Raw genomic sequence first — 21290 nt, 5'->3', positions numbered from 1 at the left:
TTATGCACATCTGACGCCGGCGGTCCACGCCAAGCTTTCTCGCTAATTCACTTTTGTTTATTTTCATTTTTAAATTCTCCATTAGGGTTTTAAATTTCGGCAAGTCACTCAACTTCTTCACTTCAAATTCCGTTTCAATCGCTAGCTGTATGTACATACTAATCACCTCTAGATTAGTATGCCGATGCACATCAAAATTGTACATGCTTAGGCAATCATTTTAGTACATAGTTAAGCTATCATTTCTAATTTGGTTAAGCTATCGGAGTTTTAACGTTTATAGATAATGTCTTCCCAGGTATACACGCGATTGGCAATGCCAAGTCTTTGGGCGGGTGTTAATTCTGTATCATTTGCTTTAAATGGCATACAGAAGTTGTAGTATGTGCGAAGAATCGTAGTCGCCATCTGTGAATACTTCGGATTGAAGTTGGAATAAATATAACTCTTTCCATCACCACGGGCCGTAACCAAAGGTCTTTCAAGTATGGATAATCTGCGTCTAACAATCTGAAAGAAGTTGTTAATGGCATTATCATTCACTTGCTCCAGCAAAATAGCGAGTTGATTATTCGTCAGATGGTGCGTATCGGTCAATACATCTAGCAGCCTGTGTCCACGGTCGCTTGTAGGGATTGGATGCTTCAACCGATTCTTCCCTTGTGTGTAGTAGATCTCACCATTTGGTGCAACGTCCTTTTCGTGGAATTTATGAACAACCATCGTCTCTTGGAGTTGCCATAAGGCGATTTCGCTTAAGCTGTCATATTTTAAACCTTTCGCTTTTGCCCATTTTCTCAATTCCTTAACCGATTCAATAAACTCACTTTTTGCTTGTTTGCGCGTCAATGTTTTGTCTGTTAGGCAAAGGAAATGGTGGGCGTAACCTGTTCGGATTTTATCGCTGAAGATACGGGAAATCGAAGCTTTTAACGAGCCGTCATCATCGCTGACAAATCGCCAACGGTCAACTGATAAGCTGTTTTTTAATAACCAAAAATGAGCCATCGAAGTATATACCTGACCTACGTGTAGACCTTCGACATAATGTCTTCTCTTGTCGAACTTATTCAAATCGCGATGATACTCTGCCATTGATTGTGTATCAAACTTCGAAGGAGGACAAGGTGCAGTGCTATATATTCCAAAGCGTTCGTTCTTTCGTGAAAATGAATGTAAATGATCTTCCTTGAAATGCTTTGTATCATCTGAAATTTCGTCTAAACTCTTTTCCCAATCGAAGCATATATCCGAACGGAACACATAACGGCTTCTCTTATCCGCAGATGCCACCATATAAGTCGGCAATTGCTTGTCTTCGATTAAAACACCGCGATTCTTTCCTCTGCCTTTCTTCAAAACGTTGTTCAATACATAATGAAGCTTATCCGTCGTGATCCACATCTCTGGAAATTGCTTCTCTGCCAAAGGCTTGGTTTCTCTTGTTTCAAGAAATTCCAAACAACAACGATAAAGCCATTCCAGTTTTTGATAATACGTACCTTTACCGATATCCAAAATCTCACACGTTCGGTTGATTGGCGTTTTGTTAATCAGTAATTTTGCGAACATCTGCAAGATTTCGTTCCGTTTCTGGTTGTAAGTCAAGTTTCTCGTTTTGTTTGGGGAGACGTTGGTGTATTTTTTACATTCTTTGCATTGGAACTGTTCGGCTTTGGCAGCGTTCGTTCCACGCTTATAGAATGACTTGGGGTTTGTCTTAGGTGTGTGGGTTTCCGTCGCGCAAGAAGTTTTGTGGAAGTTGTATTCTTGTTCAATCGGTGTGAGTGAGTTAATTCGGATTAACCGTTCGATTTCTTCTGCCAAAGACCAATTGGAAACAGTCGTTGTTCTAGAGCCGCAAGTTGGTGGGCTGTCAGGCTCCACTCTGTCGGGATTGCAAAAAACTCTTTTCCCTTCGCCCCTATCATCAAGTTTAAATCTGCTTGGTTTGAATTTGATATTAAACCTCTCTTGAGACAATCCGTGATTCTTACAAAGTGGATTACCGCAGGTGTTGTATTGAATTTCGTATAGTTGTCCGTTCCATTGGAATCTAATCGGTCTGAAAGCATCTTTTGCGCGTTTAAAAGCAAACTTAGATGGTGGAAGAGAATCGTAATCATTTGTTCGGTCGTTTAGTTCCGTAGGTGTTACAGGGTCGATTAGTTTAATCACTTTTTCTTCGTATTCAAGAAGGCGTTTGTAAATCATCAGAGATCAACTCCAAATCCTTGAGAATCCGTTTATTGTTGCGTTTGTTTTCTACATACGTGATAAATTGTGAATCGTCTAAGATGTTTTCAAGAAACGCAGATAAAACTTCTTCTTCCGAATAACCTGTGTACTCGGCATAATGCTTCACAATCGCGATTGTTTTGTCTGGTAATGCCCAGTTCACCTTTTGTAGATTCTGCTTTTTTGGTTGGATGAATCGCATACTTCCCATCTCCTTTTCAAATAGAATTAACAACTGAATTAGCAGTCGTTTTAGCAAGGGTTTTGGCACCTTACAATAATTATTGTATGCCAGTTGAAAGTTCTGTCAATTCAATTGTTAAAACAAGTGCGATTTGTGAGTAAACCTTGATATGACGGCATTTAAAAGACCGCTAATTCAGGTGCGAATTAACGGTCTAATTGATGCTTTAATTGTTTTTTTGCGTCTCTCAACTGAACGGGTTACTTTTCATAGGCAGGGGGTTTTCTCGGTTCGATTACTGGTGGTCTGTTACTTCAGTGACGCTGACCATTTTGACTTCTTCCATCTTAAATTGGTAATACGTGTTATGGTCGCCGATGAATTCACGGAAATCGTCCGCATCCAATCCGCTCACTGCTTGTTTCGGGGTATCGGCTTCGACTGTGCTGACTGCTTCGACGCCTGCACCGAAATGATAGACGACGCGAAATTTTTTTGTTGATTCCATAGTTATTGGATTCCTCCTCAAATGCTTATCTGTTATAGGTTTACCCGATTTTTTAGCACGTATTCACATCCATGGCGATTTTCTTGTTTGTAATGAATTTTTCAGAATCGCTTTACTTGGTGAAAGGTTTGCCTTACACTTTAGCCATCGGGAAAACCCGACACCAAAAACCGCATACCGTTTTTCTGCACTGGGGGTGCATATTTTGCTGAGATGAGAGCTATTGCTCCGATCCCTTATGACTCGATCAGGTTAGGACCTGCGTGAGGAAGTGCGGTGACTTTCCGACATGACTACGTATGGAATAGTGGCTGCATCTTCACGGATGCGGCTTTTTTGTGCATATTTTTAGGAGGGATTCCATATGGAACCACATTCATGCGGCACCAGCCCAATCGTCGGATTTCGCTTTTCCTTGCATCCGATGAGCGGCCATTTCATCAGCATTATTAAAGGGGCGTTAAAAGAAACCGACACGTCCCACGTTTGGATGCAGACCGATGATGTCTCGACGGTCATCCGCGGCAAACAACAGCATGTTTTCAATGTTGCAAAGGCATTGGCGCTCCACGCCGCGAAGACAGGCGAACACATTGCCTTGTCCGGCACTTTTTCAGCCGGATGTCCAGGTGATACGGCGGGTGATGTGTATTTAGAAGCACCAGATGAACCCGTGAACCAAGACAGCACCGAGCAATACGTGTCGTCTCAATTTGCTCTATATCCGATGAACAATCCCGACTATATGGCAGTCATTTACCGCGAAGTAGAACGTGCCAAAGAATTTGGCGTATGGAACGATTCCATGCATTACGCGAGCGGCATCCACGGGGACATTCATGAGGTCTTTTCTTTTTACGAAGCGAGTTTTTCAGAAGCACGTTCTGATCAATACCCGCACCTCGTGATGACCGTCTCCATGAGCATTAACAGTCCTTCCCACACCACAGGTGATCCACATGCTTAAAGGCTGGAAACTAAAAGAAATTGTCTTGATGTCTTTGTTTGGCGTCGTCTTCGGCATCGTCTACTTGCTGTTTCTACATATCGGCAATTTATGGGCAGGCATTATCGGGCCGCTCGCTTATGAGTGGATGTTTGGTATCTGGTTCATTGTCTCCATCATTTCGATGTACATCATTCGAAAACCCGGCGCCGCTTTATTGCCTGAAACCTTGGCGGCTGCCATTGAAGTGATGCTCGGCAATGCTATTGGGCCAAGGCTCATCTTGTCGGGCATTATTCAAGGGCTCGGTGCAGAAGCAGCATTCGCGCTTACCCGCTATCGTCATTTTCATTTAGCTATTTTAATGCTTGCAGGAGCCGGCGCTGGTATTTTTAGTTTTGTTTACGGCTATTTTCTATCGGGTTATGCCGCCCTCGATCCTTCTTTTGTCGCTTTGATGTTTACGCTGCGCGTGTTGAGCGGGGCGATTATCGCAGGAATTGGCGGCAAATACATCGCCGACTCACTGCTTGCAACCGGCTCACTCCGAGGCTATGCCATCGCGAAAGCGGAAAAGAGTGATGTCCGTGCTTAATCCAATTTTTCAAGTGGACGGTTTCAGCCTTCGCTTCCCGGACTTGGTAGAGCCGACCTTGCGCCATATCACGCTCGTAATCCATCCAACAGAGCGACTGGTTATTACAGGGCCCAGCGGTTGCGGAAAGTCTACACTTCTTTATGTGCTAAACCGGTTGTACCCGCATAATTGCGATGGCGAGGTGTCGGGATCTGTCCGGATCTTCGGGCGTTTGGCACAGGAATATGCCCCCGGTGAAGTCAACCGGAAAGTGGCAACGGTGTTTCAAGATCCCGATAGCCAATTTTGCATGCCGACGGTTGAAGAAGAACTCGCTTTTACCTTGGAGAACCTTCAAGTGCCCCGGCAAGAAATGCCACAACGCATCGACCGAATCTTGCATTTGACAGGCCTCGAGGACCTGCGTCACGGAGTCATTCAGAGCTTCTCGGGCGGGATGAAACAGCGCATCGCCACAGCCTGTGCACTGATCATGGAGCCAGAATGTCTATTGCTCGACGAACCGCTTGCTCATCTTGACCCGTTGACGGCAAAAGAATTTGTCTCTTGGTTGGATCATCTCCAGCAGGAAAGTGGCATAGCGGTCATCGCTGTCGAACACAAACTGGAATTGTGGGGTTCATTTTTCGACCGGGAAATCGCCCTTTCGGAAAATGGCACCATCCGAAAAGACCAGTTGTTCACAGAAAGAGACGCTCCTATATTGCCAGAACGGACATCAGCCATCCGCCAAGAAGTATTGTTCGAGGCATCGGATGTTTGTGTCTCCTATGCTTCGAAATCGATCCTTCAAAATATTCGTCTCCAGCTACTCTCTGGTGAAATCACAGTCATTGCTGGGCCAAATGGAAGCGGCAAATCGACCTTACTGAAAGCGCTATGCGGCATCTTGAAAATTGATGCCGGAACGATCTCTGGAATGCGTGCCGGGTTTGTGCCTCAGTCCCCCGAGCAATTGTTTCTGTCGAAGAGTGTAGAGGGAGAATTGGCGTATTCCGGAAACTCTTCTACCGAAAAGCTGCATTATTTAATGACGGCACTGGATTTGGAGTCAATCGCTCATGCCCATCCATTTTCCGTAAGCCTCGGCCAAAAGCGCCGTGTGGCCATCGGCGCGATGCTCGCTGACGAGCGTCAAGTGCTCTTGCTGGATGAACCGACCGCTGGACAAGACCTAAAGGCATTGACGGAGCTTCATCGCCAACTCACCAGTCGTGCACAAGACGGCTGCGCATTGGTCGTCGTCACTCATGATATGAACTTTGCATGGCATATTGCAGACACCATCCATTTAATGAAAGACGGCCGATTGTCCCTTCCCTTTCAGCCCGAGGAACTTTTTTCAAACTCGGCGCTGTTGGCGGAATACCGTTTGCACGCGTCGAAAAAGGGGGGCTATCATGCGCCGGCTTTTGCATGAAATGAATCCCTGTATAAAGTTTTTGGCTGTCACGGTGTGCATATTAACATTGGCATTTTTCTTTAACCCGTGGACCCCTCTATTGTTTTTTGCGGGCGTTGTCTTGCTTCAGTTGCTGTTTAGCCAAACCAACTGGAAACTCTGGTCACTTGCCATGCTGCCATTTTTAATTGGTGCCTTCGGTTATTTCTGGACGACCTTGGTTTTCGGCGAGCCTGGCGATGGGCTTGTATTATGGACAATCGGAAAGCTCGACATCACCACACAACAATGGGAACTAGCCTGGTCTCTGTCATTGCGCGTATTGGCGTTTTCAAGCATTTCCTTATTATTTGCCTTCACGACTGACCCGGTCCGTTTTATCCAGAGTTTGATGCAGCAATGGAAGCTTTCTCCGAAACTCGCTTTTAGTGTACTGATCAGCTATCAATTCCTTCCCGTCCTTAAAACGGAATTCGAGCAGCTCCAGCAGGCTCATCGCATAAGGGGGCCAGGTTCGAGCCCGTCCGCATTCAAGCGAATAACAGCACTCCGCCGTTTACTCATTCCTTTGCTTGCCGGTGCTGTCAGAAAAGCCGAGCGAGCCGCTTTCGCGATGGAGGCGCGGGCATTTACAGGCGAAGCGAGAACGCATTATACAGAAGTCAAACTTACCCGGAAGGATTTCGTGCTGTTCAGCTTGTTTTCATTAGTGCTGAGCGTAAGTGGCAGCGCAGTATTTTGGGCATAATAAAACCCCGCCACCGCAATGCATGTCATTGTGGTGGTGGGGTTTTGGTTAACATAATAAAATTATCGCATTTTCTCTACACATTGATATTAGCTGTCGATTTTACCGTAAGTAATTTCATCTTCATCTTGCACATCAACGCCATTTTTGACATGGACAATGGTTCTCAAAATCAATTTAGCATTGACGTTCTCCAGCTCCCACCGCTCGTCAGGCACAATCTCAAATTGCTGCATGACGGTATTTTTCGATTTTACGGATCCCGCAAATTCTAAGCTCTGCTTGGCAACGGGCGTTTCATAAAAATCGAAATCACTGTCTTCCCGGTAATCTTCCACTAAGCGAATTACTTGCAGTTCGATATAATCGATTTCCTGATCGCCGCTTCCACCGTCCAAGTACACCGTACCGTTCAAGGTTTCACCTTCTTCAAGATGCGGCCTCTCCACTACAGTGTCCACTTTGACCGAACCGATGCCGATCGAAGATAAAAAGTCTTTGAATTTCATAAAAATCTATACCCCCAAATTTTGATAGTTCTCTATACCACTTTCTTGCTCCTTATAAACAGCACGCTTAAAGCTCGGTGTAGTCGTATTGGTTATCCAAGTTTGTTTCGTAACGGTTATAACGCCGTTTGAACAGCTTGTACAGATGGCTGACGATAACCCGCAGCAACGCGTACATCGGAATCCCTAAAATGACCCCCACCACGCCAAACAAAGAGCCGGCCGTCAACAAGACGAAAATAATCGTGACAGGGTGGATATACATTGTCTTGCCCATTACTTGCGGCGAAATCAAATTGCCTTCCACCAGCTGCACGACAGTCCACACAATCGCCAGTTTCACAAGCATGAACGGTGAAGTGACGAGTGCGATAATGGCAGCGGGCGTGATCGCGATAGCTGGACCGATATACGGCACGATGCTAGTCACCATCGCCAGTGCGCCGAGCAGCAGCGCATAATCCATACCAATGATCAAGAAGCCGATATAGACCATTACGCCAATACAGAAAGCGACGATGAGCTGTCCTTGGATATAAGCACCCAATTGCTTGTCAGCATCCTTTAAAACTTCTCTTGTATCGTCTCGAAACCTTGGCGGCAGCAACTTCAGGAAATAGCCCGGAAGCTTATCGCCGTCTTTCAATAAATAAAACAGGATGAACGGCACGATGACAATCGACAGTATGACGCCGGTAATAGTCGAAATCCAGCTGGTGACGCGCGTAATGATTCCCGTCACAGTCGACTGAAGCGTATCGGCGATGCCTGATGGCAATGTGGTCATCAATGCTTCAATATTGAAATTTGAATCCCTGTAATAATTACCGAAAATGGAATTTCTCAAGAATTGGTCGGTGTTGTTCATCAAACGCATGAAATAATCCGGAAACTCCTCCACCAAGTTCTGGAACTCGCCTCTCAAAAAAGGAAACACCAGGACGCTCAATAAAGTCAAGAGCCCAATGCCCCCAAGGAAAATAATGAGGATGCCCCAGATTCTCGGGATTTTGAAGCGTTCCAATAGACGCAACACCGGCCGCAGCAAATAGTAAAAAATAAGCGCCAAGACGACCGGCAAGACGACCGTTTTCATGAATACATTGAGCGGATTGAAGATGAACGACACTTCCCTGAAGATGAACACGACAAGCCCAATTAAAATCAAGATCAATAGGGTAAAGAGTGTATTCCTCCCGCCCAGGAAGCGGATATAGTTGGTAGCGAAAAACGGCGGTCTATTGTCATCTGGCGGCATGGTAATCCCCTTCTTTTTATAGGCTTCTACCTGTAGTTTACCATATTATCTGAAAAATTAGTTGAGTGGCTGGGACAAAAATTCTTCCAGCGCACGGCGATTTTGTTGTATATCAATTTCAAGAACCGAGCCGGCCTGTGGGTAATTCGCATAGCTGTACCCGCCTTCTATCGGAATCGTCAAGCGTTCGATCTCACCGCCGCCACCGGTTCCAAGCTGTGTCGCCAGTTTGATCTGGTCGACCAAAGGCATATCGGTCTGCACGTAGCCTTGAGCCGCTCCAGCCAGTTTCGGCAGTTTCGGGATAGACGATACGCTGATCAATTCATCCTTCAATGCGGCGATTACTTGCTGCTGGCGGCGTACACGGCCAAAGTCGCCTTCATTATCTGAACGGAAACGCGCGTAGCCCAGCAACTCCTGGCCATTCAAATTCTGGACACCCGGAGACAAAGTTACGCCGATTTTCTCGGACATTTCCTTTTCTACATCGATTTCGACACCACTCGGCGCTGCGATATCGACAAGCGTTTCAAAGCTCTTAAAGTCGACAAGTGCGTAATTGTGGATTTCAACACCAAACATTTCACGCAAAGTCGATGCTAATAAATCGACGCCTCCCAAATAATAGGCCGTGTTCAATTTATAGGATTGATAACCAGGAATATCTGCATAAATATCACGCATAAACGACGTGATCTTCACTTCATTGTTTTCACGGTCGTGGGTCACCATCATCATCGTATCCGTACGGGATTGAGCTTCCCCGCGCGAATCCACTCCGAGCACGAGGATATTTTGGTATCCGCTATTGTCTTCATCTCCTGCAAAGGGTTCCGGTTCGATTTCGGTTTCGCCAGCTATGTCCTGGCCTTGTTGATATTGGATGAAAAAGTAAATTCCGGCCCCGAGCAATAAAATGATCAATAATAAGAAAAGCTTGCCGCTCGGGCGGAATCGTCTGCGTTTTCTGGTCTTTCTTGTTTCGTATTGTTCTTCCATGATGATTACATTCCTTTCTGAGCTGTACCATTTGTTTAGACGCATATGAACAGATGGAGGTTTCCTTGCATAATACGTTTTTATTGTCTGTGCCTTACCGGAGTGGTAAAATTCTTCTTATTCTCAGATACGCCATTGTGCCGCTATGGAGACGTTGAGGCACCTGTCCAAAACCGAGGACACCTTTATATAAAAGTAAAGATGATGGCCTATATAATAGAAGGAGGCAATCCAATGTTAGAAAAAGCAACATTCGCTGGCGGCTGTTTTTGGTGCATGGTCAAGCCATTCGATCAATTCGATGGAATTGAGTCTGTGATTTCCGGATACACTGGAGGCCATTTGGCGAATCCGTCCTATGAACAAGTAAAAGGTGGACATTCCGGTCATCTGGAAGCGGTTGAAATCACGTTTAATCCAGCAGTCTTCCCATACGAACAATTGCTGGATATCTTTTGGCAGCAAATCGACCCGACCGATAACGACGGGCAATTCCAGGACCGTGGTGCTTCCTATCGCCCTGCGATCTTTGTGCATAATGAAGAGCAGCGGAAGTTGGCGCTTGCTTCCAAAAAACAACTCGCTGAAAGCGGCCGCTTCGATAAACCGGTCATCACCGAGATCCAAGATGCCAAGCCTTTCTATCCGGCTGAAGATTACCACCAGGATTTCTACTTGAAAAATCCAGATCATTACGCACAAGATCGTGCCGAGTCCGGGCGCGATGAGTTTTTGGATAGTGCGTGGAAGAAAGCCGACGCTTAATGCGCCGGCTTTTTCTATAGCTGAAAACCTGCAAAAAGAGCGACTCTATTGCCCATTGATCAATGTTAAACTTTTTCACACACTTTTCAATTGACATGCTATTCTTTTAGTTTAAAATCAGTATACTCGAGTCTTCTCGCAAAATGCGCTAAACAGGAGGCATTATTATGCAATGGCTCAGCACATTGGATATCTTTTTCGTGCAATTAATCCTTTTTCCACCATTTGTTATTTCACTAGGCGTTGCAGCGGCGATACTGGCGAGCAGGATTTTCATCGGACCGCTCATCACGCTTATAGCATCGCTCGAACTGAATTACTGGTATTTTTCAACTATACTGCCGGAAGCGGATATTCCTTCCATGATGATTGTTTCATGGGCGATCCTGTTTCCGCTCCTATCGCTTTACTTCTCCTGGATGGCCCTTGCGCCGTGTCTTAAACAACACCGTCAAGATTTTCGATGGAGCAAATAAGCAAAAAGAATCATCAACAAGACAAATGCCAAGAACATCCATAAAGTAATATCATGGTTGCCAGTCTGGTCATAAACCACTCCGATGATAAACGGCATGAATGCCGAAATCAAATAGCCGCCGGATTGGGTCATCGCAGCCCAGCTATTTGCTTCGTCTGCAGACTCTGTTGCATCGAGCGGCAACAGCAACGCGATCGGAAACAAGCCCCCGAGCGCAACACCTATCAAAGCGGCGGCAACCCACACCGCCCACGTTCCGGCAAACATCAACAATAGGATGCCGGCAGTGCCGAACGCCAATATAGCCAACACCCATAGAAAGCGGTTCGGATAACGGCTGAATAGCATTGGGATTGAAATATTGCAGACAATCTGCACCGCCGTCATGACGGTGACGACTGCTCCTGCCGACAGCACACTCAAGCCTTTGTCGATCGCGATAGGCGCCAGCCATGTCAACATTGAAAAAAAGAAAGCCGATTGGAAGCCAAAGAACAACAGCATATACCATGCTTTTAAATCTTTCCAAGGGCTGCTGCTAATCAGCGGTTTGTCCGCCACGGCTTCACCTTGTGAAGGCGACTCTGGCATTCTCAGCCATACGATGAGGGCAGCGAGTGCTAAGGCCGACCAAACTGCAAGGCCCGTCGACCACCCGGAAGCTGCATAGACGACACTCGTCAATCCAGCGGCGAGTGTCGCACCGAGCCCCATGCCGAACGAATAGACGCCGATTAAAGAAGCAGTTCGCGTTGGGAAATCCCGTTTAATCATCGCAGATAGCATCGGCCCAATGATGGCAATCGCTATGCCGATGAAAAATGAACTGAGCAATAAATTGAAATAACTCGGCCAAAAGCCGCGCCCCAAAGTAAACACGCCGATAACGGCCAGTAAAAAACCAATGGAACGCTTCAAGCCGAAGCGGCGGTTGAAAATAATCGCAAACGGTGCAAACACCCCCATGCACAGCACGGGAACGGCGGTCAATAAACTGACTTGACCATTCGTCAGCGACAAATCTGTGCGAATCGGCTCAAGCATCGGGCCGATCGAAGAAATGGCCGGCCGTAAATTGAGCGCCACTAATAGAATGGCAAAAATGACGCCGGTCAAAGCTGATTTTTCCCCTGCTTTTCTCATACTTTCCCTCTCTCCTTATCCCGCATCCCAAACTTGTGTTCCTGACGCCGTTTGCCTTAAAATAAGACTCGAAAGGCGGGTTGCTGGATGAAGCTCATAAATTGGAGCTACGCAAAACGATATAATATCAAAGCCACTTTTGATGAATTTCCGCATGTAGTTGTGCTATTCCGCCAAATCGGCGGATATTACTTTATTTATTCGATGAAAGGCCTGACGCCAGAACATATACCGGGCAGGCGTGAGTATGTACAGATGGAGTATCTTCTGAACAAAGAATTCGGCCAATTGGATGCTTACCTGCAGCGAAAAAGCCGGTAACGCTTGTCCTCTATTAGTTTAGCTGACGCAGGCTTTGAACGCTACCGGTTTAGGGTGTATTCGTGTTATACTATTCATATTGTGAATTTTAGGAGGACGAATAATAATGATAGCAGTAAACGATGTATCCTTGCGTTTTGGCGACCGCAAATTATTTGAAGATGTCAACATCCAGTTCAACCCCGGCAATTGCTACGGCTTAATCGGTGCTAACGGTGCCGGCAAATCGACATTCATCAAGATTCTTGCTGGTGAACTTGAAGCACAATCCGGAAATGTTTCCATGGGCTCTGGCGAACGCCTCGCCGTATTGAAGCAGAACCATTTTGAATATGAGGAGCATGCGGTTCTTGAGACCGTCATCATGGGCCATAAAAAACTTTACGAAGTCATGTCTGAGAAGAATGCCATTTATATGAAAGAAGATTTCTCTGATGAGGACGGCATGCGTGCTGCGGAACTCGAAGGCGAATTCGCGGAACTAAACGGTTGGGAAGCCGAATCGGAGGCTGCCATCCTGTTGCAAGGACTTGGTATTACTGAGGCTCTTCACGACAAGAAAATGTCAGAACTATCCGGATCCGATAAAGTTAAAGTGCTTTTGGCACAAGCTCTATTCGGCAAACCCGATGTTCTTCTATTGGATGAGCCGACCAACCACTTGGACTTGAAAGCCATCCAATGGCTGGAAGAATTTTTGATCAACTTTGACAATACCGTTATCGTTGTTTCGCATGACCGCCACTTCCTGAACAAAGTTTGTACGCATATCGCCGATCTCGATTTTGGAAAAATTCAGCTATATGTCGGAAACTACGACTTCTGGTATGAGTCCAGCCAGTTGGCTACGCGTTTGGCATCTGATCAGAATTCGAAAAAAGAAGAAAAGATCAAAGAGCTTCAAGCCTTTATAGCCCGCTTCTCCGCCAATGCCTCGAAATCGAAGCAAGCGACTTCACGGAAGAAAATGCTCGATAAAATCGAGTTGGACGATATCCGTCCATCTTCCCGTAAATATCCGTTTGTCAACTTCACCATCGGCCGTGAAATCGGCAATGATGTATTGACAGTGAAAGACTTAAGCCAAACCGTTGATGGCAATCAATTATTGAACAACATCAGCTTTAATATGAATAAAGATGACAAGATCGTTTTGATGGGTGACCCATTGGCGAAATCTGCGCTCCTTCGTGTACTTGCTGAAGAAGACGAACCGGCTTCAGGTTCAGCCCGTTGGGGTGTTACGACTTCACGTGCCTATTTGCCGATCGACAATACTGAATACTTCGAAGGCAGCGAGACTTCTTTGGTGGATTGGCTTCGCCAGTACTCTCCAGAAGATGAAAGCGAAACTTTCCTTCGTGGATTCCTCGGCAGAATGCTGTTCTCCGGTGAAGAAGTGAAAAAGAAACCTTCTGTTTTATCTGGTGGTGAAAAAGTACGCTGCATGCTATCGAAAATGATGCTGTCGCATGCCAACGTGCTGCTATTGGACGAACCGACCAACCACTTGGACCTCGAATCGATCCAAGCCTTGAACAATGGCATGATCGCCTTTAAAGGCGCCATGGTCTTCACTTCCCATGACCATCAGTTTATCCAGACCGTTGCCAACCGTGTCATCGAAATTCAGGAAGATGGCTCGATTCTCGATAAGCAATTGACCTACGATGAATTCTTAGAATGGAAAGAAACACAAGGCATCGCCAAATAATTTTTTGCCACACGAAAACCCCTCAGAAATATCAAATTTCTGAGGGGTTTTTATATGCTTTGAATTTATTTCAGGAAGCGTTTCACGGCTTTTCCAGCCGGTAATTTTGCTGCCCATCGGTCTCCGGAACTCGCCAGTTTGCTGAGCACTTTCAACAGATCTTCGTCTCCTGCCCAATGTTCTGTCACAACTTCTTTCGGGAAGCGGTTCAAGACCGTGTTGATGACGTAGACTGCGACGATGACATCGTCCATGAATCCGGCGGGCCCGACTAGAATTTCCGGAAGAAAATCGATTGGCGCCATGAAATACAGCACGCCAGCCCCAACGTAAGCTTTGCTCTTTTTATCGATGCGGCTATCAAGTAGCAAACGGGTTAATAAGTGGAAAAGGTCCGGTGCAAATAAGACAAACTGGCCTGCGGAATCCAGTTTTGACGATTTGCCCTCGAGCCAATTATGCACCCTGAAACGCAGCTTTTGATAGAAATCACGCTGTTTTTCTTCACTTGGCAATGGCTTTTTCAAATATTCGTTCTCCATATGCGTTCCCCTTTCATCCGGCAATTAGAAGACTAATGTGACATTGGTCGCTACCCGTTCTTTATCGGGAGCCCCGTCATAAATAGTAAATTCAACATGCTGGTTTGGCACGAAGCGGCGGAAGCCCTCTTCATTAATGTTGATCGTTTCGAAATAGAACAGTTCGCCCGTATCGCCTTCGATATAGCCGAATCCTTTATCGTCATTAAACTCTTTCACTTTTCCCTGCATGGATAAATCCCCCTCCAGTATTCTTGGCAATCTACTTTAGATATACCCAAATAAGCGGGAATATTAAACAATGGTAACTATAAGAAAAAACCCATCAAAAAAGAACTGCCGTAATGGCAGTTCTTGGATGGGAGAATTAAAGTTTAGTTACGTTAGTAGCTTGAGGTCCGCGGTTGCCTTCCTCTACTTCAAATTCTACGCGCTGTCCTTCGTCAAGCGTTTTAAAGCCTTCGCCTTGAATCGCTGAGAAGTGTACGAATACGTCGTCGCCGCCTTCAACTTCGATGAAGCCAAAACCTTTTTCTGAGTTAAACCATTTTACTGTACCTTCTTGCATGTTAAATTACCTCCTGTGGTAAACAAAATTTTTCAATATGCGAACTTTCATAAAAAAATTCACATATTCCCAAAAGTACCGACACTTGCTGATCACTTTTGGGAATATGTGAATAGCTGTTGCGGAAGTTCGTATGTTGAATTACCTTAATTATATCAAATTGACTATAAAAGTCAAACAAATCTAAAAACTTTCTGAATGTTTTCCAAACTTTTTTTAACTCTCTAATAAATCCTTATAAGTATTATGCCAAATTTATGGGAATTTGTAAAGCGTTAATGTGTCAGCCCGCTAGCGGTCCTGAAGTTTGTATTGGCTCTCCCGTTCACGTAAAATAAGGGATAGAGACGCGCACCATGAAACTTTTTCCTGCGCCACACGTATAGTTTAGTAGCCGTTAAGGAGGTTAAAGCATGAAACCCATTAAGCCGATCGAAAACTTCATCAAAAGACAATCGGTCAGCCTCCCTCTCGTGTCCGCTATGTTCCCGATTCTCTATTTAGGAGCGGAAATCGGGCTGCTTGCTTCAGGTGCTGTTGCAGCCGGCACTTATTTTGCCAGCAATACATCGATGAAGCAATATCAGCTGTCGAGCGATTCCAAACAGCTCGGCATGACCAGAAGCGAATACCGGAATATCCGCGTGCAAATCAAGGAAGGCAAAGAAAAAATTAAAACCTTGCAAAGCCAATACTATAAAGTGCGGTCCATTTCATCATTTAAGCAATTGATGGATATGGTCAAAATCGCCACTAAGATCCTGGCAATCGTCCAGCAAAACCCGCGTAAATTCTACTTGGCAGAACCGTTCTTCTATTCGCACCTGGATTCTGCCATCGAATTGACCGCCAAATATACATTATTGGTCGGGCAACCGGTCAAAGACATGGAGATGCGCATTGCGCTCCAGGAAACTCGTGAAATGCTGCGTTCATTGCAGCAAGTAATGGAAGCTGACCTGAAGCGCGTGCTGTCAATGGACGTGGAGCAATTGCGGATGGAACTCGATTATGCGCGCCTCACTGTTGACCAGCACAATACGAGAACAATCGATCAGCAACAGCAAATCGAACATAAAGGAGACATGGAAAATGACCAACAATCAGACGAGAAATGAGTTGGATGAGCTTCTTGGGACCCCGTTTGGCATGGAGGGAACATCATCCCAGCAAACGCAATTGGCGCAGACGGAAGGACAGCCTGTTGCACTGCTCGAGCGCCTGAGTGCCGAAGAACAGGAGAAAGCACGCGAATTGGCCAAACAGATTCCGACTGGCAACCGTGAAGCTATCCTCACATACGGCGCCAATGCCCAAAACCAGTTGAGCCAGTTTTCGCATAAAATGCTCGATCATGTCCAGCGAAAAGACATCGGCCCTGTCGGTGATGTGCTCCATGACCTCATGAAAAAGCTCGAACAGCTAAATCCGGAAGAACTGACGCAGAAAAAGCAAAAAGGGCTGCGCAAAGTATTTAACCGCGCGAAGTATTCAGTGCAGGAAATGATGAGCAAATACCAAAAGTTAAGCACACAAGTCGACCGCATCAGCGTCCAGCTAGACCATTCAAAACGCGGATTGTTGGATGATGTCCAGATGCTGGAGCAATTATACGACCAGAACAAGACCTACTTCCAGGCCTTGAACGTCTACATCGCAGCAGCGGAAATCAAGCGGGATGAAATCATGAATGAAACAATACCCGCCTTGCGCAAAAAAGCCGAAGCTTCTAACGACCAGATGGCCTATCAGGAAGTAAACGATATGGTTCAGTATGTCGACCGCTTGGAAAAACGCCTGTATGACCTGCAACTGTCGCGCCAAATCACCATCCAAAGCGCGCCGCAAATCCGCATGATCCAACAAACCAACCAAACGCTCGCAGAAAAAATCCAATCATCGATCATGACGTCCATTCCGCTATGGAAAAACCAGATCGCCATCGCACTGACCTTAAACAAACAAATGAAAGCGGTGGAAGCGCAAAAACAAGTGACCGCGACCACGAACGACCTGCTATTGAAAAACTCGGAAATGCTCAAGATGAACTCAATCGAAACCGCACGTGAAAACGAACGCGGCATTGTCGAGATCGAGACCTTGAAGCAAACGCAGGAAAATTTGCTTGAAACGATTGAAGAAACCTTAAAAATCCAGGCAGAAGGCCGCCGCAACCGTAAAGCGGCAGAACTTGAAATCGGCCGCATGGAAGAAGATTTGAAACAACGCCTGCTCGCCATCCACGATGGCCAGGAAAAGAACTGACAAAACCCCCTTCGCATTTTTTGCGAAGGGGGTTTTACAGAGTGTTGAAGAAGTCTATAATCCGCCATGAACTAAAAAGGAAATCACCATTTCTACATTCAAAAATCAATGTACTATCTAAGTATTTGGAGAAGCGTTCGTTCGTAAAACCTTCTGTTCAATAATGCTGCGCATTACTTCGCAAAGATAAGTTCACACGTATTTCGACCTTATCTTTCCTGTAGGAGCAGCGAAGCGACGGGTTTGAGAGACCCAGGAGACTGCGGCAACGGTCGAGGAGGCTCGATTCCCGCCCCACGGAAAGCGAACGATAAGCTTCGAAAAATACGGTTTCCTGAGTTTCTCGACAGCCTGAAAAAACCCCTTCGCATTTTTTTGCGAAGGGGTTTTTAGATTGTCCATTACAAAGCCTGAACGACCAAATGCAAGGTGCGTTTCAATAAGCGCAACGTGTGCTCGACAAATTGCTCCAGTGAATCGGCACTGACCGATTTATTGCCATAAAGCATCCGGTAGAATGCAGCTTGTTCCTCGCTTGTCGATTCTCCACTCAAGAACAAGTGCATCACTTCAATGCCCATCTTTTCGGTTTCCGATACAGCTTGAGCGGTATCGATAATGCCATTATCCGCATAATTGTAGGCAGAGGGCTCACCATCCGAAAAGACCAGCATAAAGCGATGCTTCTCCGGCCGCTGTTTCAGGCGTTCGGCCATCCAGCGAATCGCAAACCCATCGCGGTTGTCTTCATGGGCATCTAGCGAAAGGATCTCCGCTGCATGATCAGCTGTGCCGTCAGTGAATTTGTGCATCCATTCAAAATAATTGGGCTGTTGATCATCCCCTGCCTCATAGGCATCTTCGTAAAAAACAGCAATTTCATGCGGAATTTTAAGAGCCCTGAGCACATCGTGGAACAACAGCACCGCCTGCTTCGTTTCGTCAAGCTTGTCGATCATCGAAGCGGATCCGTCAATCATCAAACTGAACACCGCATCCAATTGTTTCGATGGTGCGGTTTTCCGGTAGAAAGGCTTTGGCCGTTCATCGGTAAGGAGCGGCAATAGATTTTTCGACAAACGGCCGGCATGCAAATTCGTCCGTTCACTTTCAATGCGCTGCTGCATGCGTTTTTGCATTTCCTTCAGCAATGCGCGCACAAATGGTGCTTGTTCACTACGCCAATGCTGCAGCTGCTGGCGGTCGTAGGGCAGAGCTTCGATGCGTGATTCATAATAGACCACACCATCATTCGCAGAGCCGAAACGGCCGTTTGCTTTTTTCGGTTTCTTTTCATCTTTCCTCTGTTCATCAGCCAGATTGTCTTCACGGTGTTCGCCTTGGGACTCTCCCGTTCCAGTTTGTTCGACTTCCCCGGCACCGTCTTCTTCCCTGCCGCCATCAGCAAGCTTTGAATCGCCGCGTTCGAGTTCATATTCCAGAGCTGCCGCATCGTTCAATTCAGTTTCGCGATGCCACGATTGAAACCATTCTTCAATCGTTTCGATTTCTTCTTCCTCTTCGGATTGCTCTGCTTCAATGCCTTCATGATACCTTGGAGGTGGTGTTTTTTCAGCCGGTTCTCCGAACGTATAATACGTATGGAGGACATCTGACTCCAGTAAATATTCCAGCCTCGGCAACACCTTGAGGATGATATGTGCTGAATCTTCAGTGGAATTGGAACTGAATAATTCCGTCCACGTCAAAAATAACGGATCCAGTTCATCACTTAACGAAACATCTTTGCCACGTAATTTTAAATAGGCTGCATTTAAGAAAGCGTCGGCCCAAAAACCTTTCTTGCGGTTCTGTTCCAGCTGATCGGCATGAAAACCGGAGACAATTTTCTCCCTGACTTCAAATGCATGCTTCGTTCCCGGACGTTCCGATACGATGCGGTCACTCAAACGGAATTCTTCCGCCATCAAGAGCAATTGCACTGCCAGTTCCGGTAAACTCGTCTCTGATTGTTCGAAACGACGCCAAGAACCCATGCTGAAATGGCTCCAAAAACCAGCACTTACCAAATAAATATCCGAAAGGTACCCAGCCTGCTCGATTTCTTTTGGCCGATGGCGCCAAAACACACTCATGGAAACCGCGCCTTCAGATGGCCTGAATTCCCATAGCTTTCGTGTTGTCAGCCGAAGATAAGGGGCGGATGATAGTGCTCTTGCAAGCTGTTCCATCCGGTTAAGGAGCCTTGTATCAACCGTTTCGTTATTAAATTGGATAAAGCGATTGATTGAAGTCATCCTGCTCCCCTACTTTCGCCACGTATTTGCCAAATCCATCAGCAGCTCCCGCTCACTTTCGTCGTCCAGTTTCTCCGCTATAGCGTAGCGGACAGCACGCAGCGGATCGATATGCAGAGCGAGTGCCGTCGCATCCAATAAACTGCGGATCGAAGCCGCTTCTTCCGACATGAGGCCCGTCTCTACTTGCTTCATCAAATCCGACGCCAAATTTAACATGAAATTTTTCAGTTTCGGGTCGGCATCCGGAAATTCCCTGTCCCATAGGCCTCGCAACTGTTCTCCGGACAAATAAGGGACCGGATAGGAAATAAATCGGTTTTTCAGCGCTTCGTTCATTGGCGAAGTGCCGATATAGCCTTCGTTGATGGCTGCCACCACTGAAAAATCAGGGTGCGCCTCAATCACTTCGCCCGTGAATGGGTTGGTCATCATTCTTCGGTAGTCGAGTGCACTGTGAAGAATTGGCAAGGTTTCGGCTTTCGCCATATTAATCTCATCGATGTATAGGATGTGGCCTTGTTTCATAGCGGTTACAACAGGGCCTTCCACGAATTCGATCGCGCTTTGGCCGTCGCGCTGCACCAGCGTCTTAAAGCCGAGCAAGGCTTCCGCATCCAAATCGACAGAACAGTTGATGCTTTGAATCGGTTGCCCGAACAGCCCGGAAATGCTTTCGGCGAGTTTCGTTTTCCCGGCTCCCGTCGGCCCTTTCAATAGCACCGGCTTTTTCAGCACGACTGCTGTCAGGATATCGTTCCATAAATTTTCATCAGGCGAGATATAACCGCCTTCCCCTATCAAGTTCGAAACTTCTGCGTGGTCCCGCTGCGTCCGTTTTTTGATTTCTTCATCAATAATCGTCATTTGCCTCACTCCTGTCTCCATAGAAAAAACCGATGGATTCATCGGTTTTGTTCATCACTCGAAATAAGTTTTGTAATAGCCTCCGATTTTCCCTGTGTTGTCGACTACAAACAAAAATTCATCCGTTTCATTTTTTACGTCGTATTGCTGTCCTGCTGTTAGTACATTCGACACTAAGAACTTGTCGGCATCGGTGTGTTTGCACGTAACGGTACGAACGGTTTCTTTTTCCAGCCAATTGGTATGTATCATCTCGATCATCCTTTTCTGTCTGTGTAAATTAATATTCTGCTACTTTATTCAGTATAAGGAAAATTGCTTGGGAATTCAAACTTGTCCTCCCTTGCCGCCTTTTCGCCCGACGGCCAGATACACTATCAACCCAATGACCGCCATACTCGATAAAACGATTAAAAACCATTGCAGATGCCCGAGAATCGCTTCATAGGCATATGGAAAACTACGGCCCAATGTGAAATAGGCGAATGTCCAGACAAATCCGGCAGGCATCGCGAACAGCAAATAGCGCCCAAGCGGAAAGCGGTCTGCGCCTACAACGTAAGGCATCGCCCAGCGCACGCCGGGAAGGAAAAAACTGAATGCGATTGCCCAATTGCCTTTATGGGACAAAAACTGCCGGAACCGTTCAATGCCGCTTTGCAGAAACGTCGTCTGAAGCCAACCGATCAAGCGATGACCGAACAGCCACCCTAGCCCATAGGCGAATAAATTGCTCGTAATCAGCCCGCTGTAAGCTGACAAAAAGGCAGGAAGCGGTTTGAAGTCGCTCGTTTCTGTCACGACGCCTGAAAACGCTGCAGCAAATTCATTGGGGATCGGCAGGCCAAACAGCAATAGCCAATTCACCAAGAACATACTCAAATAGCCGTATTCCATCGCCATTTCCCATAAAAAATCCAGCTCCATCCAAATCCCCCGTCTCTATGCCACATTATCCCATAATAAAAGGCAGCCC

At 46.3% G+C, this 21290-nt stretch carries 24 protein-coding genes, 1 pseudogene and 1 riboswitch; of the genes and pseudogenes, 10 read left to right on the top strand and 15 right to left on the bottom strand.

The features are described from left to right. The 4 genes and pseudogenes from KTG14_RS15710 to KTG14_RS15695 form a co-directional block, all read right to left on the bottom strand. Nucleotides 1-157, bottom strand: a pseudogene (locus KTG14_RS15710) (IS21 family transposase); the annotation flags it as partial. Nucleotides 158-270: 113 nt separating this feature from the next. After that, complete coding sequence (locus KTG14_RS15705) at nucleotides 271-2214, bottom strand: insertion element protein (RefSeq protein ID WP_254178205.1); 1944 nt, start codon at nucleotides 2212-2214, stop codon at nucleotides 271-273. Further along, entirely contained in the window at nucleotides 2192-2440 is a 249-nt protein-coding gene (locus KTG14_RS15700; protein ID WP_216971777.1) for a hypothetical protein, read from the bottom strand. The genes KTG14_RS15705 and KTG14_RS15700 overlap by 23 nt, the downstream gene beginning before the upstream one ends. A gap of 277 nt (nucleotides 2441-2717) precedes the next feature. Continuing rightward, the gene (locus tag KTG14_RS15695) at nucleotides 2718-2930 is read right to left on the bottom strand and encodes a hypothetical protein (RefSeq protein WP_216971776.1); all 213 of its coding nucleotides are present in this window, start codon (nucleotides 2928-2930) and stop codon (nucleotides 2718-2720) included. 182 nt (nucleotides 2931-3112) lie between these two features. Continuing rightward, nucleotides 3113-3217, top strand: a riboswitch (TPP riboswitch). Nucleotides 3218-3294: 77 nt separating this feature from the next. On the opposite strand from KTG14_RS15695, the gene KTG14_RS15690 reads away from it, so the two are divergent. From KTG14_RS15690 to KTG14_RS15675, 4 genes are read left to right on the top strand one after another with little or no spacing between them, the layout of a single operon-like run. Further along, entirely contained in the window at nucleotides 3295-3897 is a 603-nt protein-coding gene (locus KTG14_RS15690) for a YkoF family thiamine/hydroxymethylpyrimidine-binding protein (protein ID WP_216971775.1), read from the top strand. Continuing rightward, complete coding sequence (locus KTG14_RS15685; protein WP_216971774.1) at nucleotides 3890-4471, top strand: ECF transporter S component; 582 nt, start codon at nucleotides 3890-3892, stop codon at nucleotides 4469-4471. Before KTG14_RS15690 ends, KTG14_RS15685 begins: the two co-directional genes overlap by 8 nt. Beyond that, the gene (locus KTG14_RS15680) at nucleotides 4458-5894 is read left to right on the top strand and encodes an ABC transporter ATP-binding protein (protein WP_374939906.1); all 1437 of its coding nucleotides are present in this window, start codon (nucleotides 4458-4460) and stop codon (nucleotides 5892-5894) included. Before KTG14_RS15685 ends, KTG14_RS15680 begins: the two co-directional genes overlap by 14 nt. After that, nucleotides 5875-6624, top strand: coding sequence for an energy-coupling factor transporter transmembrane component T family protein (locus KTG14_RS15675; RefSeq protein ID WP_216971772.1), 750 nt, complete (start codon nucleotides 5875-5877; stop codon nucleotides 6622-6624). The genes KTG14_RS15680 and KTG14_RS15675 overlap by 20 nt, the downstream gene beginning before the upstream one ends. A gap of 89 nt (nucleotides 6625-6713) precedes the next feature. On the opposite strand, the gene KTG14_RS15670 is transcribed toward KTG14_RS15675, so the two are convergent. The 3 genes from KTG14_RS15670 to KTG14_RS15660 all read right to left on the bottom strand — a co-directional run bounded on the left by KTG14_RS15670 (nucleotide 6714) and on the right by KTG14_RS15660 (nucleotide 9393). Continuing rightward, a complete protein-coding gene (locus KTG14_RS15670) occupies nucleotides 6714-7133 on the bottom strand; it encodes a sporulation protein (RefSeq protein ID WP_216971771.1) in 420 nt (139 codons plus the stop codon). 67 nt (nucleotides 7134-7200) lie between these two features. Further along, nucleotides 7201-8391 (bottom strand): AI-2E family transporter, encoded by a 1191-nt coding sequence (locus tag KTG14_RS15665; RefSeq protein ID WP_216971770.1) that lies wholly within the window; start codon nucleotides 8389-8391, stop codon nucleotides 7201-7203. Between the two features lie 57 nt (nucleotides 8392-8448). Continuing rightward, nucleotides 8449-9393 (bottom strand): LCP family protein, encoded by a 945-nt coding sequence (locus KTG14_RS15660; RefSeq protein ID WP_216971769.1) that lies wholly within the window; start codon nucleotides 9391-9393, stop codon nucleotides 8449-8451. Between the two features lie 234 nt (nucleotides 9394-9627). Here KTG14_RS15660 and msrA point away from each other — a divergent pair, with 234 nt between their 5' ends. Further along, nucleotides 9628-10158, top strand: coding sequence for a peptide-methionine (S)-S-oxide reductase MsrA (gene msrA, locus KTG14_RS15655; RefSeq protein WP_216971768.1), 531 nt, complete (start codon nucleotides 9628-9630; stop codon nucleotides 10156-10158). A 167-nt stretch (nucleotides 10159-10325) separates the two neighbouring features. Then, nucleotides 10326-10634 (top strand): hypothetical protein, encoded by a 309-nt coding sequence (locus tag KTG14_RS15650; RefSeq protein ID WP_216971767.1) that lies wholly within the window; start codon nucleotides 10326-10328, stop codon nucleotides 10632-10634. Here KTG14_RS15650 and KTG14_RS15645 read toward each other — a convergent pair. Continuing rightward, entirely contained in the window at nucleotides 10610-11779 is a 1170-nt protein-coding gene (locus KTG14_RS15645) for an MFS transporter (RefSeq protein ID WP_216971766.1), read from the bottom strand. The genes KTG14_RS15650 and KTG14_RS15645 overlap by 25 nt on opposite strands. Nucleotides 11780-11866: 87 nt before the next feature. Between KTG14_RS15645 and KTG14_RS15640 the strand changes: the two genes are divergently transcribed. Both KTG14_RS15640 and KTG14_RS15635 read left to right on the top strand, forming a co-directional pair. Further along, entirely contained in the window at nucleotides 11867-12100 is a 234-nt protein-coding gene (locus KTG14_RS15640) for a hypothetical protein (RefSeq protein ID WP_068462468.1), read from the top strand. Between the two features lie 106 nt (nucleotides 12101-12206). Then, complete coding sequence (locus tag KTG14_RS15635) at nucleotides 12207-13814, top strand: ABC-F family ATP-binding cassette domain-containing protein (protein ID WP_216971765.1); 1608 nt, start codon at nucleotides 12207-12209, stop codon at nucleotides 13812-13814. Nucleotides 13815-13879: 65 nt separating this feature from the next. Here the strand turns inward: KTG14_RS15635 and KTG14_RS15630 are convergent, their stop codons facing one another. The 3 genes from KTG14_RS15630 to KTG14_RS15620 form a co-directional block, all read right to left on the bottom strand. Continuing rightward, on the bottom strand, nucleotides 13880-14356 hold the full coding sequence (locus KTG14_RS15630; protein WP_216971764.1) for a YkvA family protein: 477 nt from the start codon (nucleotides 14354-14356) through the stop codon (nucleotides 13880-13882). Between the two features lie 24 nt (nucleotides 14357-14380). Continuing rightward, nucleotides 14381-14587 (bottom strand): cold-shock protein, encoded by a 207-nt coding sequence (locus KTG14_RS15625; protein ID WP_216971763.1) that lies wholly within the window; start codon nucleotides 14585-14587, stop codon nucleotides 14381-14383. 136 nt (nucleotides 14588-14723) lie between these two features. After that, nucleotides 14724-14924 carry a cold-shock protein gene (locus tag KTG14_RS15620; RefSeq protein ID WP_033541967.1) on the bottom strand — a complete coding sequence of 67 codons (201 nt, stop codon included), beginning with the start codon at nucleotides 14922-14924 and terminating at the stop codon, nucleotides 14724-14726. A 413-nt stretch (nucleotides 14925-15337) separates the two neighbouring features. Between KTG14_RS15620 and KTG14_RS15615 the strand changes: the two genes are divergently transcribed. Together KTG14_RS15615 and KTG14_RS15610 are read left to right on the top strand one after the other, a co-directional pair. Next, nucleotides 15338-16042, top strand: a complete 705-nt coding sequence (locus KTG14_RS15615; RefSeq protein ID WP_216971762.1) for a 5-bromo-4-chloroindolyl phosphate hydrolysis family protein — start codon at nucleotides 15338-15340, stop codon at nucleotides 16040-16042. Further along, entirely contained in the window at nucleotides 16017-17189 is a 1173-nt protein-coding gene (locus tag KTG14_RS15610) for a toxic anion resistance protein (RefSeq protein WP_216971761.1), read from the top strand. Before KTG14_RS15615 ends, KTG14_RS15610 begins: the two co-directional genes overlap by 26 nt. Before the next feature lie 401 nt (nucleotides 17190-17590). Here KTG14_RS15610 and KTG14_RS15605 read toward each other — a convergent pair whose 3' ends face one another. From KTG14_RS15605 to KTG14_RS15590, 4 genes are all read right to left on the bottom strand, one after another. Further along, nucleotides 17591-19447: a vWA domain-containing protein gene (locus KTG14_RS15605; RefSeq protein WP_216971760.1), complete on the bottom strand. Its 1857-nt coding sequence runs from the start codon at nucleotides 19445-19447 to the stop codon at nucleotides 17591-17593. Nucleotides 19448-19456: 9 nt separating this feature from the next. Next, the gene (locus tag KTG14_RS15600; protein ID WP_216971759.1) at nucleotides 19457-20314 is read right to left on the bottom strand and encodes an AAA family ATPase; all 858 of its coding nucleotides are present in this window, start codon (nucleotides 20312-20314) and stop codon (nucleotides 19457-19459) included. Between the two features lie 54 nt (nucleotides 20315-20368). Continuing rightward, a complete protein-coding gene (locus tag KTG14_RS15595) occupies nucleotides 20369-20566 on the bottom strand; it encodes a DUF6501 family protein (protein WP_216971758.1) in 198 nt (65 codons plus the stop codon). 75 nt (nucleotides 20567-20641) lie between these two features. Beyond that, complete coding sequence (locus KTG14_RS15590; protein ID WP_216971757.1) at nucleotides 20642-21241, bottom strand: DedA family protein; 600 nt, start codon at nucleotides 21239-21241, stop codon at nucleotides 20642-20644. Nucleotides 21242-21290 lie beyond the last annotated feature (49 nt).

The organism is Planococcus sp. CP5-4_YE, from assembly GCF_019042655.1.
Lineage (GTDB): Bacteria > Bacillota > Bacilli > Bacillales_A > Planococcaceae > Planococcus.
The sequence above is the reverse complement of the archived record's forward strand: the minus strand, read 5'-3'. Positions and strand labels throughout refer to the sequence as shown.

Coding starts and splice junctions, on each gene's coding strand:
- KTG14_RS15645 (WP_216971766.1), bottom strand. CDS start 11,779: ATGAGAAAAGCAGGGGAAAAATCAGCTTTGACCGGCGTCATTTTTGCC.
- KTG14_RS15705 (WP_254178205.1), bottom strand. CDS start 2,214: ATGATTTACAAACGCCTTCTTGAATACGAAGAAAAAGTGATTAAACTA.
- KTG14_RS15635 (WP_216971765.1), top strand. CDS start 12,207: ATGATAGCAGTAAACGATGTATCCTTGCGTTTTGGCGACCGCAAATTA.
- KTG14_RS15650 (WP_216971767.1), top strand. CDS start 10,326: ATGCAATGGCTCAGCACATTGGATATCTTTTTCGTGCAATTAATCCTT.
- KTG14_RS15610 (WP_216971761.1), top strand. CDS start 16,017: ATGACCAACAATCAGACGAGAAATGAGTTGGATGAGCTTCTTGGGACC.
- KTG14_RS15660 (WP_216971769.1), bottom strand. CDS start 9,393: ATGGAAGAACAATACGAAACAAGAAAGACCAGAAAACGCAGACGATTC.
- KTG14_RS15695 (WP_216971776.1), bottom strand. CDS start 2,930: ATGGAATCAACAAAAAAATTTCGCGTCGTCTATCATTTCGGTGCAGGC.
- KTG14_RS15600 (WP_216971759.1), bottom strand. CDS start 20,314: ATGACGATTATTGATGAAGAAATCAAAAAACGGACGCAGCGGGACCAC.
- KTG14_RS15630 (WP_216971764.1), bottom strand. CDS start 14,356: ATGGAGAACGAATATTTGAAAAAGCCATTGCCAAGTGAAGAAAAACAG.
- msrA (WP_216971768.1), top strand. CDS start 9,628: ATGTTAGAAAAAGCAACATTCGCTGGCGGCTGTTTTTGGTGCATGGTC.
- KTG14_RS15615 (WP_216971762.1), top strand. CDS start 15,338: ATGAAACCCATTAAGCCGATCGAAAACTTCATCAAAAGACAATCGGTC.
- KTG14_RS15665 (WP_216971770.1), bottom strand. CDS start 8,391: ATGCCGCCAGATGACAATAGACCGCCGTTTTTCGCTACCAACTATATC.
- KTG14_RS15685 (WP_216971774.1), top strand. CDS start 3,890: ATGCTTAAAGGCTGGAAACTAAAAGAAATTGTCTTGATGTCTTTGTTT.
- KTG14_RS15690 (WP_216971775.1), top strand. CDS start 3,295: ATGGAACCACATTCATGCGGCACCAGCCCAATCGTCGGATTTCGCTTT.
- KTG14_RS15680 (WP_374939906.1), top strand. CDS start 4,458: ATGTCCGTGCTTAATCCAATTTTTCAAGTGGACGGTTTCAGCCTTCGC.
- KTG14_RS15605 (WP_216971760.1), bottom strand. CDS start 19,447: ATGACTTCAATCAATCGCTTTATCCAATTTAATAACGAAACGGTTGAT.
- KTG14_RS15595 (WP_216971758.1), bottom strand. CDS start 20,566: ATGATACATACCAATTGGCTGGAAAAAGAAACCGTTCGTACCGTTACG.
- KTG14_RS15670 (WP_216971771.1), bottom strand. CDS start 7,133: ATGAAATTCAAAGACTTTTTATCTTCGATCGGCATCGGTTCGGTCAAA.
- KTG14_RS15640 (WP_068462468.1), top strand. CDS start 11,867: ATGAAGCTCATAAATTGGAGCTACGCAAAACGATATAATATCAAAGCC.
- KTG14_RS15675 (WP_216971772.1), top strand. CDS start 5,875: ATGCGCCGGCTTTTGCATGAAATGAATCCCTGTATAAAGTTTTTGGCT.
- KTG14_RS15700 (WP_216971777.1), bottom strand. CDS start 2,440: ATGCGATTCATCCAACCAAAAAAGCAGAATCTACAAAAGGTGAACTGG.
- KTG14_RS15625 (WP_216971763.1), bottom strand. CDS start 14,587: ATGCAGGGAAAAGTGAAAGAGTTTAATGACGATAAAGGATTCGGCTAT.
- KTG14_RS15590 (WP_216971757.1), bottom strand. CDS start 21,241: ATGGAGCTGGATTTTTTATGGGAAATGGCGATGGAATACGGCTATTTG.
- KTG14_RS15620 (WP_033541967.1), bottom strand. CDS start 14,924: ATGCAAGAAGGTACAGTAAAATGGTTTAACTCAGAAAAAGGTTTTGGC.